This window comes from Nocardia sp. 852002-20019_SCH5090214, from assembly GCF_001665865.1.
Taxonomy (GTDB): domain Bacteria; phylum Actinomycetota; class Actinomycetes; order Mycobacteriales; family Mycobacteriaceae; genus Nocardia; species Nocardia nova.
On record NZ_LZMK01000383.1, the window covers coordinates 1 to 15,384 of the forward strand.

At 68.3% G+C, this 15,384-nt stretch carries 14 protein-coding genes; 2 read left to right on the plus strand and 12 right to left on the minus strand.

Annotated elements, in window-relative coordinates; translation table 11 throughout:
- The 11 genes from A5780_RS31460 to A5780_RS31510 all read right to left on the minus strand — a co-directional run.
- On the minus strand, window positions 1-1,117 hold a 1,117-nt coding region (locus A5780_RS31460), incomplete at its 3' end, for an MMPL family transporter (protein ID WP_156769723.1).
- Window positions 1,114-2,307, minus strand: a complete 1,194-nt coding sequence (locus tag A5780_RS31465) for a hypothetical protein (protein WP_063015678.1) — start codon at window positions 2,305-2,307, stop codon at window positions 1,114-1,116. The genes A5780_RS31465 and A5780_RS31460, both read right to left, overlap by 4 nt.
- Before the next feature lie 20 nt (window positions 2,308-2,327).
- Complete coding sequence (locus tag A5780_RS31470) at window positions 2,328-3,368, minus strand: NAD(P)-dependent oxidoreductase (protein ID WP_064910794.1); 1,041 nt, start codon at window positions 3,366-3,368, stop codon at window positions 2,328-2,330.
- A complete protein-coding gene (locus tag A5780_RS41450) occupies window positions 3,365-3,658 on the minus strand; it encodes a hypothetical protein (protein ID WP_064910796.1) in 294 nt (97 codons plus the stop codon). The genes A5780_RS31470 and A5780_RS41450 overlap by 4 nt, the downstream gene beginning before the upstream one ends.
- Window positions 3,655-5,325, minus strand: a complete 1,671-nt coding sequence (locus tag A5780_RS31480; protein WP_063015676.1) for a fatty acid CoA ligase family protein — start codon at window positions 5,323-5,325, stop codon at window positions 3,655-3,657. Before A5780_RS31480 ends, A5780_RS41450 begins: the two co-directional genes overlap by 4 nt.
- Complete coding sequence (locus tag A5780_RS31485; protein ID WP_064910798.1) at window positions 5,322-6,227, minus strand: hypothetical protein; 906 nt, start codon at window positions 6,225-6,227, stop codon at window positions 5,322-5,324. Before A5780_RS31485 ends, A5780_RS31480 begins: the two co-directional genes overlap by 4 nt.
- A 10-nt stretch (window positions 6,228-6,237) precedes the next feature.
- On the minus strand, window positions 6,238-7,287 hold the full coding sequence (locus tag A5780_RS31490) for a 3-oxoacyl-ACP synthase III family protein (RefSeq protein WP_063015674.1): 1,050 nt from the start codon (window positions 7,285-7,287) through the stop codon (window positions 6,238-6,240).
- A gap of 328 nt (window positions 7,288-7,615) precedes the next feature.
- Entirely contained in the window at window positions 7,616-8,365 is a 750-nt protein-coding gene (locus tag A5780_RS31495) for an SDR family oxidoreductase (RefSeq protein ID WP_063015673.1), read from the minus strand.
- A gap of 33 nt (window positions 8,366-8,398) precedes the next feature.
- Window positions 8,399-9,505: a galactokinase gene (gene galK, locus A5780_RS31500; RefSeq protein WP_082976834.1), complete on the minus strand. Its 1,107-nt coding sequence runs from the start codon at window positions 9,503-9,505 to the stop codon at window positions 8,399-8,401.
- Complete coding sequence (gene galT / locus A5780_RS31505) at window positions 9,502-10,563, minus strand: galactose-1-phosphate uridylyltransferase (protein ID WP_064910893.1); 1,062 nt, start codon at window positions 10,561-10,563, stop codon at window positions 9,502-9,504. The genes galK and galT overlap by 4 nt, the downstream gene beginning before the upstream one ends.
- A gap of 149 nt (window positions 10,564-10,712) precedes the next feature.
- Window positions 10,713-11,117 carry a hypothetical protein gene (locus A5780_RS31510; protein WP_063015672.1) on the minus strand — a complete coding sequence of 135 codons (405 nt, stop codon included), beginning with the start codon at window positions 11,115-11,117 and terminating at the stop codon, window positions 10,713-10,715.
- Between the two features lie 728 nt (window positions 11,118-11,845).
- Between A5780_RS31510 and A5780_RS31515 the strand changes: the two genes are divergently transcribed.
- Window positions 11,846-13,273, plus strand: coding sequence for an N-acetylmuramoyl-L-alanine amidase (locus A5780_RS31515; RefSeq protein WP_064910800.1), 1,428 nt, complete (start codon window positions 11,846-11,848; stop codon window positions 13,271-13,273).
- Window positions 13,274-13,349: 76 nt separating this feature from the next.
- Window positions 13,350-14,399, plus strand: coding sequence for a GTP-binding protein (locus tag A5780_RS31520; RefSeq protein ID WP_064910802.1), 1,050 nt, complete (start codon window positions 13,350-13,352; stop codon window positions 14,397-14,399).
- Here A5780_RS31520 and A5780_RS31525 read toward each other — a convergent pair.
- Complete coding sequence (locus A5780_RS31525; protein WP_231983162.1) at window positions 14,387-15,382, minus strand: LLM class F420-dependent oxidoreductase; 996 nt, start codon at window positions 15,380-15,382, stop codon at window positions 14,387-14,389. The two genes, A5780_RS31520 and A5780_RS31525, sit on opposite strands and share 13 nt — an antisense overlap.
- Between the last annotated feature and the right edge of the window lie 2 nt (window positions 15,383-15,384).

Sequence of the window (15,384 nt, forward strand, 5' to 3'; positions counted from 1 at the left end):
CGGTGACGGCCACGACGCCGGGCCGGCGCACCACCGCGTCCACCACGCGGCCCCACCATCGCTCGGCGCGGCGCCGGCCGCGGTCGAAGGCGTCGCGGCGCCAGCTCCAGGCGCCGACGCGGTGACCGAGCAGGGCGAGCGCGGCGGGCAGGACGGTCAGCGACAGTCCCGCGGCCAGCAGGACCGCCGCGATGGCCCCGAAACCCAGCGATCGCAGTACCGCCTGCGGAAAGACGAACGTTCCGGCGAAGGCACAGGCCAGCAGCAGTGCCGAGAATCCCACGGTCCGACCGGCGGTGGCCAGGGTGCGCGTCACCGCCTCGGAAACCGCGGCACCCGCGGCGAGTTCCTCGCGGAATCGGGTGACTACGAACAGCCCGTAGTCGATGGCCAGGCCGAGTCCCAGCAGCGAGGCGACGTTCACGGCGAAGACACTCACCTCGGTGACGTGCGCGATCACCGCGACCGCGCCCAGTGAGCCCACGACGGCCAGCACACCCACCAGCAGCGGCAGGCCGGCGGCGACCACTCCGCCGAACACCAGCACCAGAATCACCGCTGTGACCGGCAGCGAGACGGATTCGGCGAGCACCAGATCGTGGCGGGACTGCCGGTCGATCTCGTCGGCCAGGGCGCTGTAGCCGGTGAATCGCACCGAGACGCCGGGAACGGTCAGCGCAGCGGCGATGTCGTGGTAGGCGGCGATGCGCTGATTGTCGTCGCCGGCGGCGAACACCACGGCCAGCCCCTGCCGTCCGTCCGCCGACCGCAGGAAATTCTGGCGCGGTGGGGCATTGTTCCAATAGGTCTGCACCGGCTGAGCCAGCAGCGCCGGATCGATGTGGTCGACCGCCTGCTGGACGCGCGGGCCCAGTGCGGCGAGGTCCTGTCCGTCGGGCGCGGTGAAGATCGCGATCACATCGGGGTTCTGCCGGCCCAGATGTGCCGTGACCACCCGGTCGACGAGCGCGGATTCGCTTCCGGGATCGGCGAATCCGGCCGCGCTCACCCGCTGCTGGACGTCCGCGCCGAACAGTCCGCACACGATCGCGAAACCGATCGCCGCGAGCAGCACCAGTTTCGGGCGGGTGCCGACCAGCCGCGCCCAGCGCGTCATGCGGGGACCGAATCCGGTTGCGGCAGTTCGCTTTCCAGCGTGGAGGCGATGCGGTCCAGCAGCGCTTCGAGCCGATCCTCGATGTCGCGGCCGTTGCGCGCGGAGACCGTCAGCTCGGTACGGCCGCCCGCCTCCACCATCGCGAACAGCAGCGGCATCGCGACGCTGTGCTGGGGCAGCACCCGCACCGACGTGGGCGACCAGCCGGGCACCGCCAGTTCGCCGAGATCGAAGCGGCCCATGTGCGAGACCGTCGCCGAGGCGAGGTTGCGCCCGAAGCGGGCGCCGAGCGCGTTGGTCGTACGCAGAATGGTGCGGCCGACGGCGTGCGGTGCGTTGGCGATCGCGCCGGCGGCAAACTGGTTGAGTTCGGTGCGGTCTCGCAGACCCGCACGCATGTCTTCGCGCACCTGTCGCCAATCCTGGCCGGGCCGGATGTCGAGGAACAGCGGCAACGCCAGATTCGCCGTCGACCGCAGCTGTGCGTCGTGGCGGCGCAGATCGACCGGCACCATGATCCGCTGCGTGCTGCCCGCGGCGTCGGCCAGCAGCGCCGACACTCGCGCCACCGCACCGGGACCGGTGGCCCCGATACTGCGGTGCCGCAGCAGATGCCGGGGGCTGCCCACCTCCTGACGGCCGTGGCCGACCGCCGAACGGAATCGGGGAATCATGGCAGTGGGACGTCCCGGCGCGCCGAGGCGCCGCACCAGTTCCCGGTCGGCGACCGGGTCGCGAAGTTCTTCCGGCTGTTCACCGCGCAGCGCGGCGAGGACGTTGCGAGTCCACAGCACCATGCCCATCCCGTCCATGACGCCGTGGAACACCCGGAAGATCACGGTGACCGGGTCGCCGGTCAGCAGCAGCACCTCACAGGTGGTTTCCGGGGTGGGGCCGATCGCCGACGCGAGGACCGGGTCGGCCTCGAGCCGGTCGTAGTTCACGACATGTCCGGGAATCTCGCGCACGGCCGGGGGCACGCCGGTGTCCACCCAGTACTTGCCCTCGCGTCGCAGCCGGGCGCCCGGACAGGCGGCGGCCGCGACCGCGACCGCCCGGCGCAGCGCCTCCGCGTCCAGGGGCCCGGTTCCCGGGATCGCCAGTTGCATCAGAAACGGCGGGGCCATATCGCGCATCGGGAAGTACATGCGCTCGGTGGGGGAGATCCGCCGCCGGAAGACGGGACTCATGATCGGCTCCTGACTCTGCGTTACCGCAGCTCGCGGGTGAGTTGCTCGATGCCGCCCTCGGATTCGAGCCAGGACAGGAACCGGGCCAAGCCCTGTTCGCGGTCGATGATCGGCGCGTAACCGAAATCGCGTGCCGCCGCGCCGGTGTCGTAGGTCGCGGTGCGGGTCAGCAACGCCACCACGTAGCGCGACAGCGGTGGCGACCAGCGCCGCGCGATCGCCGGTATGCGCCAGGCAGTTTCGATCACCGACACGGCGGCCGCCAGCACACGCGGATCCGGCCGGCGGCTGGGAGCCGGGTAGCCGAGCCCGCCCGCCACCTCGGCCAGGAAGGCCCAGACGTCGGTCCGCTCCGCATCGGCGACGAAATAGGCCTTGCCGCCGACCCGGTCGGAGCCGGCGACGCCCAGACAGGCGTGCACGATGTTGTCCACATGGCACAGCGACGCCTGGACCGAGCGGCCGGACGACAGATCGGGCAGGCGCCCCTGTGCGGTCCGGCCGAGCAGGCGCACGATCGGGCCGGAGCGGTCGCCGGCTCCCCAGATCGCGCGCGGCCGTAGCGCGCAGGTGGTGAAACCCGGGGTGTCGGCGGCGAGGACGGTGCGCTCGGCGGCGGCCTTGGTCTCGGAATACAGGTTCAGGTAGTGGCGCGGATACGGCACCGATTCGTCTATGTCGATCTGATCGCCGCCGTCGCGATCCATCAGAGCGCTGGGGCTCGAGATGAACACGAAACGCGTGGCTCCGGCGGCGCGGGCGGTGCGCAGCAGAACTTCGGTGGCGCGGACGTTCTCGGTGTGGAACTGGGCGCGGGTGCCGCGTTCGTCGACGCGGGCGGCACTGTGGAACACCACATCGACTCCGGCGCACGCGCGTTCGAGGGATTCGTCGTCGGTGAGATCGCCGTAGGCGATCCGCACACCCTCGAGTTCGGGCAGGTCGCCGAGGTTGCTGGTCCGCCGCGCGAGGACGGTCACCTCGTGGCCGCCCTCGCGGACCAGGCGGCGGACCAGCGCGCCGCCGAGAAATCCGGATGCGCCCGTGACGAGTGCCTTCACCGTTCGTTCTCCTCGAAAGATCCTGTGCTGCGGACGATTTCGGTGCGCCACCAGGTGAGCCCGAACAGCTGCGTCATGACGGCGGTGTACAGGCGCGACCGGCCGCTGCCCCGCGCGGCGCGCAGGGCGACCGGAATCTGGGCGGCGTGCACACCGATGCTGAGCACCGCGTCGATCCACCACAGCGCGCGCAGCCAGCGGCGGCCGGAGCTCCGGACCGCTGGACCGGCCAGCAGGAACAACCATCCCGCGATCGGAACAGCGCGCAGCGCAACAACTTTCACGTTCATCGCAACGCCTTCGCGGTCTGCCGAGCCGCCCACACCGCGAGCTGTTCGCGCCCGATCTTGGCGTTGTGCCGGATATCGACCGGAAATCCCGGATGAAACAGGAACTCCGAGATCTTCGTGGTCAGCTCGAATTCCGCGCCACGCGCGCGCAGCGCGGCGGCCACGTCGTCGCGATCGGCGTCCGGGCGCAGTTCCACGCACAGCACGGGGCGCTGTGCTTCCGCCGGCCCCACCCCGACCAGTGCCGTACGCGCCACACCCGCGACGGCGTTGAAGATCTGCTCGACCTGCACCGTGAACATCGGGCCGTCGGCGGTGCGGACCCGCTGGGATTTGCGTCCGCAGAACCAGATTCGCTCCTGGTCATCGATCCACGCGAGGTCACCGGTGCGATGCCAGACGGTCTCGCCGTCGACGATCTTGCCCGCCGCGTTGGCCACGGCGGGCCAGTAGTAGCGAGTGCTCACATTCGGCCCCGCCACCACCAGTTCGCCGATGCCGCGGGTGGCCGCCAATTGATCCTCCCGGGCGCGGGCGTCCGCCCACGTGGGCAGCGGGTGGTCGGTGATCGCCACGATTCGCGCCCGCACCCGGTCGGCTGGTCGGCCGATGCAGGTGCCCGCACCGGCGCGGGCGCGTTCGGACGGGCCGTCCAGCAGCTCGCGCGATTCGATCGTCGACATCGGCAGTGCCTCGGTGGACCCGTATCCGGCGTAGACCAGCACATCCTCCTCGAGCACCGCGCGCAGGCCGGCGATACACCAGTCCGGGACCGGCGCGCCACCGGAATAGATGCTGCGCAGTGTCGGCAGCCGGGTGCCGGTCTGTTCGAGGTGGCGCAGCAGCGGAATCAGCACGGCGGGGGAGGCGAACATGGTGCGGACGCCGAACCGGCCGATCGCGTCGGCCACGTGCGCCGGATCGGTCGCACCCACCCGGCTGGGAATCAGCGGCGGCAGCACGCACTGCGAACCGAGCAACAGATCCAGAATGCCGACCAGCGGCAACGTGATCAGCGAGGTCTGCGGCGGCACATGCCCGCGCGCGGCGTGGACCTGCTCGACCATGGCCGACAGATTGCCGTGGGTCATCTCCACGGCCTTGGCCGGTCCGGTGCTTCCGGTGGTGAACGCGATCATCAGCAGGTCGCCCTCGGGTGCCGGAGCGCGGTCCGGCGCGGTGCCGGACGGGCGGCGACCCCAGCTGTCGAATGTCGCTCCGCCCCAGAACCATCGCCGCCCAACCGTGACCGCGACCCGCACCCCGCGGAAGTAGCGGCGGAACAGCACCCGCGCCGCATGCGCCTGCGGAATGCCGATGAACGCCTCGGCGTCGGCCGCCTGCAGGCAGCGCAGCATCCGGCGCAGCCCCATACCCGGATCGATGACCACCGGCACCGCGCCGATCTTCAACAGTCCCAGCATGATCGCGTAGAGCTCCGGCCCCGGCAGCACCAGCACGATGGTGCGGGTTCCGCTGCCGACGCCCGCGGCGGTGAGCCGCTCACCGACAGTGTCGGACCAGCGATCCAGGTCGGCGTAGCTCAGCCGCCGATAGTGCGGGGTGCCCGCATGGTCGGCATCGGCGAAATACACCGCGGTGCGGTCGGGTGCGGCCGCGGCGACCACGCGGAACCGGTCGACCGCGCGCCAGTATGTACCGCTCACGCCGCCGCACCGGCGGCGACCGGCAGGCGATACACCGCGGCCGCCGCGGACGGTCCCGCGCCCGCCGCGACGAACAGCACGGTGTCGAAGCCGGCGAGCGAATCCTCCTCCACTGAATGGTGATAGGCCAGCGGCAACGCCGCGGTGTGTGGATCGCCGGCGGACAGGTCCGGGGTGCGGACCTCGCCGATACCGAGGGTGTCCGCGAGCAGCCGCGGGAACTTCGGCGTCGGCGTGGAGGCGATGAGAACGGTTGCGGCGGGATCGATTCCGTCGGCGTCGAGGGCGCGGCGGCCGGCGTCGGCGGCGATCTCCAGCAGTCGATCCTCGAATCCGGGTTCGCGTTCCACCGTCATCAGTCCGCGTCCGGCCGTGCCCATCGTGGTGACGTCGACATACGACTGCACCACGGGAGAACCCGAACCCGCGACGGTGTGCACGCGGCCGAAGCCGACCGGCTCGTCGGTGTGCTCGAGCAGCAGCGCGGCACCCGCGGTGGCGTAGGGGAACTCGTCGTCGGCCGCCGACCGGGCCAGCGACGGATGGGTGTCCCCGGAGACGATCAGGACGTGGCCCGATCCGGCGGTCTCGAGAATCGACTGCGCGACCTGAACCGCGTTGAGCACACCGGTGGCGCCGTTCATCAGGTCGAAGGAGAACGAGCGCGGGTCGCCGAACCGGTAGTCCAGTCCGATCCCCGCCTCCTTCTGGATCAGCGCCGACACCGCCGGTTCCACGGTGTTGGAGTCGCGGAAGATTCCCGCGTTGATCAGCACCCCGACCTGCTCCGGCGCCACCCCGGCGCGTTCGAGGCTGCGGCGCGCGGCGCGGCCACTGTGCTCGACGATGCTGAACGTGTCGCTCTCGCGACTGATTCCGGTGGATGTGATGGCAACGCCCATGACCAGTACCTCAGACCTTCAGAGACGAAATCGTGGTGGACAGGAAACCGCCGACCACCCCGGAGGCGGCCGGAACCATCAGCAGTTTCGAGCCGGCCGGGATCTCACCGCGGCTCAGATGGTCGTGCAGCACGATGAAATGTGAAGTGCTGGAAGTATTTCCGTATTCGGTCAGCACATTGAGGTCGGGCGGCATCGGTGCGCCGAATTCCCGTTCGGCGATGGCGTTCATATACGGGATCGCCGCCGCGCCGAACTGATGGTGGATGACGAAGTCGAAGTTCTCCTCGGCGAACGTGGTGCCGCGCTTCTCGTAGAACATGCGCTGGGTGTCGGTCCACAACAGAAAGCGGGACTCGTTGTGCATCTTGCGATTGTCGGTGTAGAGCGCCACGCCCGGGGTCTTGTCACTGGGCATGCCCAGGCACAGGTGCGAGAACTCCGAGGCCGTGACCAGCTCGATGTAGTCGATGCGGTCGGCCTCGTCGACGGAACGATCGAGCACCACCGCGGCCGCGGAATCGCCCACGGTGAGCGACGCGAATTGCAGATCGTATTTGTCGGAAATTTCGCGCACCGCGGTATCGGCGATCGGAGTAATCGCCTCACCGCTCACCACGATGCCGTTGCGCACCATTCCGGATCGAATCATCCGATCGAGGATGTAGGTTCCGCTGAGCATTCCCGCGCAGGCGTTGGAAAGGTCGAAGGTAATAGCGTTCCGCGCACCGATGCGTTGTGCCAGAGCCGACGCGAAGGACGGCTCCATATATATCTTGTCGGCGTCCTTGCTGCGGGTTATCGAGGTGGAGATGACCACCTCGATCTCCGACCCGGAGTACTGTGACCTGGACAGACACTCGTCCAGCGCCTTGCCGGCCAGGACGAACGAGTCTTCGTAGGATTCCGGTCGGGTGTCGTGAACGCGGCGTTCGCGCACGCCTGTGATCTTTTCGAGATCGAAGGCCGGCGGTACGGCGAGGCGCGATATCAATTCCTCCGTGGTGACCTTTTTTTCGGGTAGATATGCGCCGATCGCTTCGAAACGAGAATGCGGCACGCCGCCTCCTGAATTGGCATGACGAATGCTTGCGGAATTTGTTCGTGACGTGATGCTACCCGAGAGTAACTAGCGCATTCTTGATCCGCATCTCGACGCTTCGATCGGGTAGTGGTGAATTCGATGTATTTGTAACAGCGCGTCGCAGCAAGTAGTAACTACTCGGCAATCGATGAATATCGCCGCTACATCGAGGCTTCTGTCGGTTCGCGAAGCGGATCCGGGAGTCCGCTAACTTGCAGAGTGCCGGATTCGTGGTGAAACTTCACATCGATCGGGGCGGTCGATTGTGAGAGACCTCACCGAGCGCAGGGCCGTCCGAGCCGGATCAGCCCAGCCGTGCCATGACCGCCCTCGGCAGCCGTGGCAGCACGAGGTTCAGTGCGCGCCAAGGCCATTGCGGCACGCAGGCGCGCACCGGCTCGGACTCGATCGCGGCGACCATCGCGGCCACACCGCGTTCGAGCGGTGCGACCAGCCGGGCGTCGTCGGCGCGCGCCGACATCTCGGTGGCGATGAATCCGGGCTGCATCGTGGTCACGGCGATCGGGCTGCGGCGCAGTTCGATCGCCAAACCCTCACCGAGCGCGGACAATCCGGCCTTGCTCGCCGCATACGCGGCCTTCTTACCGGGCAGCCCGCGCACCGCGCTCATCGACGAGATCAGCACCAGATGCCCGGCGTTCTGGTCGCGAAAGATCTCCAGTGCGGCCTCGGCCTGGGCCAGCGCACTCACGAAATTCGTTGTGGCCGTCGCGATATTCGCATCCGCACGCCCGGTACCCAGCGCCGCGCCCTTGCCCAGGCCGGCGTTGACGATCACGCGATCCAGCCCGCCGAATTCGTCGCGGAATTCCCCGAATACGCGCGGGACCGCCTCGTGGTCGTCCACGTCGAGGGTCCGCAGCGAAACCCGGATATCGGGATGGGCCGCCCGCAATTGCTCGCGCAGCGACCGCAGGTTCTCCATGCGGCGCGCGCACAGCGCGAGATCGCGCCCGCGCGCCGCGAACTGCCGAGCCATCTCGGCCCCCAGGCCCGCACTCGCTCCGGTGATGAGAATTCTGCGCCTGGTCATGGCACCCCACCCTAGTGCCGCCCGGCCGTCTGATCAGGAAATCCGGCGGGCTCCGGCGGCGGGCACCGCCACGAAGAATCGCGGTGGGGAGAAACCGTCGTCGCGAAACCGCCGCCGGATCGCGGCCGCGATCGAATCGGTCCGCTCGATATCGGTCACCGCGATGATGCTGCCGCCGAATCCGCCGCCCACCATGCGCGCACCGTGGGCCCCGGCGTCGAGCGCGGCCGCCACCGCCGCATCCAGCTCCGGCGTAGAGACCTCGAAATCGTCTCGCAACGAGGCGTGTCCGCTGGTGAGCAGCGGCCCGATCGCGCGCGGATCACCCCCGTCGCGCAGCAGTTCCACCACGGTCAGCACCCGGGCGTTCTCGGTGACGACGTGGCGGGCGCGCCGCCGCAGCACCGGGTCCGCCAGCCGCTGCGTTTCCGCCGGATCGGTGACGGCCCGCAGGGAATGCACGCCCAGAGCGTGCGCGGCCTGTTCACATTCGTGCCGACGCCGGCCGTAACCGCCGTCGGCCAGCCGGTGCGGGGTGTCGGTGTCGGCTACCAGCAATTGCAGGCCGGCCGCGGCGAGATCGAAGGGAACCTGCGCGAATTCCCCGGTGGCGAAGTCCAGGAACAGGGCGTGACCCGCCGTGCAGAGCAACGAGGCGGACTGGTCCAGGGTCCCCGTCGCCGCGCCGACATAGGAGTTCTCGGCGGCCCGGCCGATGTCGACCAGCTCGGCGCTGCCGGCGTCGATCTCGAACAGATCGCGAATCGCCAGTGCCACAGCGCATTCCAGCGCCGCAGAGGACGACAGCCCGGCTCCCACCGGTACCGCCCCGTCGATCTCCAGCACCACCCCGGACAGTTCGTGCCCGCGGCGCCGATATTCGTGCACCACGCCCAGCGGATAGCGGGCCCAGCCGGTGACGGCGGATTCGGCGAGCCCGTCGAGCGATTCGCGCACCTGCCCGGCGTGCTGTTTGGAACTCACCCGCACCGTGCCGTCCGTCGTGGCCTCGGCGGTGCAGGTCACGACCTGAGGCAACGCGATCGGCAGCGCGTATCCGTCGTTGTAGTCGGTGTGCTCGCCGATGATGTTGACCCTGCCGGGCGCGACCCATACGCCGCGCCGGGGTGCCGCGCTCACCGCACCTCCCGCAGTTCGGCGGCCACGGTCTCGGGGGTGGTGTCGCTGATGAAGACGTTCATCCCCGATTCCGAGCCGGCCAGATACTTCAACTTGTGCGCCGTCCGCCGGATCGAGAACAGCTGCAGGTGCAGCCACCAATCATCGCCCGGCACACCGGATTTCGGCGCTTGATTCCATGCCGCCACGTACGGCATGGGGGTGTCGAATCGGCGCGCGAAGCGTTGCTGCACATCCAGGTACAGATGCGCGAAACCGTCGCGCTGGGCATCGTCGAGATCGGGGATATCGGCCACCCGGCGGTGCGGATAGAGCTGAACTTCGTAGGGCCAGCGGGCGAACGGTGGTACGAAGGCGGTCCACTCCTCGTTCGCCGCGACCACCCGGACGCCGGCGGCTCGTTCGGCGCCCAGAAGATCACCGAACAGATTGCTGCCGTGGGCTTTTCGATGGCGTGCCGCGTTGGCCACCATCGTCGCGGTGCGCGGGGTGGGGAAGGGGTAGGCGTAGATCTGGCCGTGCGGATGCGACAGCGTGACGCCGATCTCCTCGCCGTGATTCTCGAAGCAGAACACCTGGGCCACGCCGTCGAGCGCCCCGAGTTCGGCGCTGCGCTGGGCCCACGCGTCCACCACCAGGCGCGCCCGGCCCGGATCGAGCCCGGCGAACGAACTGTTGTGGTCGCTGGTGAAGCATACGACCTCGCAGCGGCCGAAACCGTTGCGCAGCAACGTCTCCGGCGACCCTTCGACGTGGTCGGGAAGTTCGGCGCGGCCGGTCGACAGCGACGGAAAGCGGTTCTCGAACACCACCACCTGATAGTCGGCCTCGGGGACCTCGGTGGGATAGCCGGGGCGCGACGGGCACAGCGGGCACAGATCCGCCGGCGGCAGGAAGGTCCGGCTCTGGCGGTGCGAGGCGATCACCACCCACTCGCCGAGCAGCGGATCGAAACGCGCCTGGGAATGCGTACTGGTCCGAGGCAGATCCCGGGTGTCGGCGGCGGTGCGTGGCACCGGCTCGCTGTCGAAGTAGATGATCTCGCGGCCGTCGGCCAGCGACCGACGACTCATCACCGGACTCGGCCGCGCCATCGCATCCCTCCGCTCGATCCACCGGATCTCAGCGGGACACTAACATCGCGGCCGCGACAGGCGGCGGGTGCCGGATCCGGCGCGGCGGATACACCGCGCCGGACCGGCCTCGCTCAGTACTCGCTGCCGAACAACCCGCCCGGCCCGTAGGAGCCGGTCGGCGGCGGCGCCGGCATCATCACCCAGCCGCCGCAGTTGGCCGAGGCGAACGCGACATCGGACGATTTGATCAGCACCCGCACCGGAGTGGTGTGGGTGCGGTCGCTGGCGACGATGGCGGCGTTCGGGTCCGGCGGATCACCGGGTTCGGGAATCTTCCACAGGCGCTCCCAGGAACAGTCGTGCGCCGGGTCCGCCGGCCCCGCGGACTGATAGATGCCGGGCGCGATATCGACCCCGACCCGGTACATCCCGTCTCCGGGAATGTTCGTCGCCGGATCGGCGGCAGCGGTGCCGGATCCGAGCATCGTCACCGTGGACGCGACGGCCCCGGCGATCACAAACGTGCGTCCACGCACGGCGGTCCTCCTCGATCTCGCAGACGGCCGTCGACTATCGGGCGGCCGGAGAAGATCCCCGCATCTTCCGGGGCCTTGGTCTATCAGAATTGCGATAGGAGCGGACCGGATCGGAGAAATATCTGGAGATTCGACAACGCGTCCGCTGGCCGGTGGGCAGACGGCCGCGAAATGCCGTCGCTGAACGTCCCCGCGGGATCCCCTCGTGCCCACGGGGACGGCACCGGCGTGCGATTCGACCGCCGAGGTGCGAGATGGGAACGTACTGCAGCGCCGGCGACCCGTGCAACACAGCGGTATTTCAGAATTAAATTACTCTGGCGAATCATCCGGGGTCAGCATTTCGGCATTTTCGGCCGCGGGCCTGGATATCGGCGGATCGTGCGGATTCGCCCGGCCGCAGCGACATTCGGGCAATGATGTGCATTCCCTCGAATTTCGCCTCGATGTGGTCAGCGACACAAACCTGCCGGTTGTTCCGTGCGTTCCGCGAGTGCGACCGCGATGAGGTAGCTCTGAGATGTCCGTTTCTCGTGCCGACTGCCGCTGAATCAGCCATACGGCCGGCGTGTCTGCGGAAATGGCGTCCCGCTGCGGGTCTAATGGGGGTAACGGTTCGGTAACTGAGCTTGCGTAGTTGATGCTGGCGTTGCAACAGTGAACCACTGGGTTTGATGTTACTAGTGGGAAGGGAGGGGTGTGCCCGCCTCCGGGTGCGCCGTCCGAACATGAACCATCCACACATCATCAAGACCGGAGTCAGGCTCGCCGTCGCCGCGGTCACCACGGCCGGTGTGCTGGCGCCCGTCGCCGCTCTCGCCGCGCCGGCCGCGCCCGCAGATCCCGATATGTCGACCAAATTGGTGGGTAAGACGGTATTTCTGGACCCGGGCCATCAGGGCAGCAACCACAACGAAGACCTCAATCGTCAAGTGAACAACGGCCGTGGTGGCACCAAGGAGTGCCAGACCACGGGGATGACCACCCGCAACGGCGTGCCCGAGCACACCATCAACTGGAATGTGGCACAGCTGGTCCGGCAGTCGCTCGAGGCGCTCGGCGCGCACGTCGTGATGAGCCGCCAAGACGACACCGGCTGGGGCGGATGTGTCGACGAACGCGCCGCGGCGGCCAACAGCTCCGGCGCCGCGGTGGCCGTCAGCATCCACGCCGACGGCGCACCGGAACAGGATCACGGATTCCATCTGATCGTGCCGCAGCTGCCGGTCCCCGATGCCAAGGCGAACGAAGCGCAGTCGGGCCCCGGTCAGGTCGCCACGAATGCCATGCGCGACGCGTACAAAAAGGCCGGGTTCACGCCCGCTGATTACGCGGGCGCGGTCGACGGTCTGCAAACCCGGTCCGATATCGCGGGCCCGGCGCTGACCGAGGTGCCCGACGTCTTCATCGAAATGGGCAACGGCGCGAATGTCGACGACGCGAAAAAGCTCGAATCGCCCGAGGGACAGCTCGAGCATGCCATCGCGATCACGACCGGGCTGGTGAGTTATCTGATCGGAGTGGCTCCGGGTGGTGCCTCGCCGGCCGCGTCGCCCGCCGACAGTCCCGCGAACGCGCCGCAGTCGGCGCCGGGGCAGGACAATTCCGCGTCGCAGACCGGTACGTCACAGAGCACCACGTCGCCGAGTGCCACCCCGCAAAGTCCGGCACCGCAGAATGCCGCGCCGGAGAGCGCGTCTCCGCAGGGATCGGCGACACCGAATTCCGGCGCCCAGAATTCGGGGACCCAGAATCCGGCAGCACCGCAACAGAATTCGGCAACGGACGCATTGCGTGGCGGGCCGAACTCGGCGCCCGCCACCACGCAGTCCGCGCCGACGTCCACCGCGCCGTCGGCTCCGGCCACGACGCAACCGGGCTCGAATCCGGCCGGCACCTATCGCACGGCGCCGGGAACCTATTCGAACACCGATCCGGGCACGTCCGGGGTCTCACCGCAGACCTCGACCGCACCCGGAACCAGCGGCACCCAGAAACCGCAATCCGGTTCCGGTGCAGGTAATCTCGCCACCACCGCCATGCAGCTGCTGCTGCCGCTGGCGAAATCGCTCGGCTTGGGCAACGGTGCGCTCGATTCCGAACTGGTGAATCTGGCCTACACCCTGGTATCCACCCTCCTGGGGCAGAGTAAGTAATCGGCCCCGTTCGTGCCCGCCCCTCCGCACGAAGGGGCGGGCACGTCCTCGTCCGGGCGTGGGTAAGCTCGGCCGAATGGATCGGCGCATACCTGTTCTGGTGGTCGCGGGATTTCTGGGAGCCGGTAAGACCACGCTGCTGAACCATCTGCTGCGGCGACGCGAGGCCCGGATCGGCGTCGTGGTCAACGATTTCGGCGCGGTGAATATTGACGCCATGCTGGTCGCGGGCCAGGTGGACGCCATGGTCTCGCTGGGCAACGGCTGTGTGTGCTGTGCGGTGGACGTGACCGAACTCGACGAGATGTTCGCCCGGCTCGCCGAGCCGCGCCACGGCATCGATGTGATCGTGGTGGAGGCCAGCGGCCTCGCCGAACCTCGCAACCTGATCCGTATGGTCATCGGCAGCGACAATCCGCGCATTCGTTACGGCGGATTGATCGAGGTCGTGGACGCCGAGCATTTCGACGACAGCCGCGCCCGCCATCCCGAACTGACCACGCATCTGCGCCTGGCCGACCTGATCGTGCTGAACAAGGCCGACCGGGTGCCGGCCGCGCGGCTGGACGACCTGCGCGCGGAGATCGAGGGAATCGCCGCGGGGGTGCCGGTCTATGCCACCGCGCACGGCCGCATCGATCCGCCGCTGCTGTTCGACGTTCCCGAACGCGGCGAATCGACGGTCGCGCGGCAGTTGTCGTTCGACGAACTGCTCGACGATCACGACCACGACGCGCCCGGACACCGCCATCTGCACGACGGCTACGACAGCGTAACGTTCACCACCGCAACCGATCTCGATCCGCGCCGCCTGGTCGGATTCCTGGAGGATCCGCCGTCGGGCCTGTTCCGCGCCAAGGGCGCCACCGCGTTCGGCGTACGCGGTGAGAACCGGAAGTTCCTGCTGCACATGGTCGGCCGGCATGTGGTCTTCGAGCCGGCCGCGTGGTCGCGCGGTGAGACCCGCGAAACTCGGCTGGTACTCATCGGATCCGGTCTGGACGCGGACTCCGCCGCAACCCGGCTGCACGCCACCGCTCACACCGGACCCGAATCGCTGGACGAGCAGGCATTGCTGCCGGTGTGGCGGTACGTGCCGAGGGACGACTCGGATCAGAGCGCGTGAATCTCCGGTGCCATCTCGATGAGCCGTCGCAGGCGCGGCGGCGTCCACGGCCCGTCCGGTCCGAGAATCGCGTGGTCTATGCCCGTGGCGGCCAGGGTCTTCAAGTGGTCCAGCACCGGTCCGGGACCCGAATCGATATCCAGGGCCGTGGTGACGGTCTTCTCGATCGTGGAATAGTCGCGGCCGATCTCGTCGCACTGGCGCCGCAGCACAGCGAGTTTGTGCGCGAGGTTGTCGGCGTAGCCGCTGCCGGGAAGGTCGAACAGATTGCAGGCGTCGGCATATCGGGCCACCAGCGGCAGGGTTTTGCGTTCGCCGCTGCCGCCGATCAGGATCGGCGGATGCGGGCGCTGGATCGAATTCGGTGAATTGAGCGGCCGCGCCAACTCGTAATGCTTTCCCCGATAGGGCGTCTCGTCCTCGCTCCACATGCGGTGTGCGATCTGCAGCAATTCCTCCAGTTGTTCGAAGCGCCGGGGCAGTCGCGGGAACGGAATACCCAGGCCCTCGGCCTCGAATGTGGTGCTCGGGCCCATCGGTTCCGGATCGAAGGGCGCGCCGGCGCCGACGCCGAAGATCAGGCGGCCGCCGCTGAGGACGTCGAGGGTGGTCGCGGATTTGATCAGCACGCCGGGATGGCGATACGGCACCGCCGTGACCAGCGTGCCGAGCCGGATACGGTCGGTGATGCCGGCGAGAAATCCCAGCGCGGCGTAGGCCTCGAGCATCGGCGACTCCGGCGGATGTCCGCTGATGCCGATCTGGAAGAAGTGGTCCATCACCCAGAGGCTGTCGATACCCGATGTGTCGGCTGTTTGCGCGAGTTCCGTGACCGCCGAACCGATTTCGCCGTTCGGGACGGGCCAGGAGAAGTCGGTGAGTGCGATGCCGATTTTCACGTAGATCTCCCGTTCGAAGTTGTTAGCCGGACAATGACTATAACGTGAGTCGGCTAACGAATACAATACCTCTACGCTGAACACAC

What these genes read in the sequence shown, in the direction of transcription:
- A5780_RS31465 (WP_063015678.1), bottom strand. Translation starts at nt 2,307, where the DNA reads ATGAGTCCCGTCTTCCGGCGGCGGATCTCCCCCACCGAGCGCATGTAC.
- A5780_RS41450 (WP_064910796.1), bottom strand. Translation starts at nt 3,658, where the DNA reads ATGAACGTGAAAGTTGTTGCGCTGCGCGCTGTTCCGATCGCGGGATGG.
- A5780_RS31520 (WP_064910802.1), top strand. Translation starts at nt 13,350, where the DNA reads ATGGATCGGCGCATACCTGTTCTGGTGGTCGCGGGATTTCTGGGAGCC.
- A5780_RS31495 (WP_063015673.1), bottom strand. Translation starts at nt 8,365, where the DNA reads ATGACCAGGCGCAGAATTCTCATCACCGGAGCGAGTGCGGGCCTGGGG.
- A5780_RS31515 (WP_064910800.1), top strand. Translation starts at nt 11,846, where the DNA reads ATGAACCATCCACACATCATCAAGACCGGAGTCAGGCTCGCCGTCGCC.
- A5780_RS31485 (WP_064910798.1), bottom strand. Translation starts at nt 6,227, where the DNA reads ATGGGCGTTGCCATCACATCCACCGGAATCAGTCGCGAGAGCGACACG.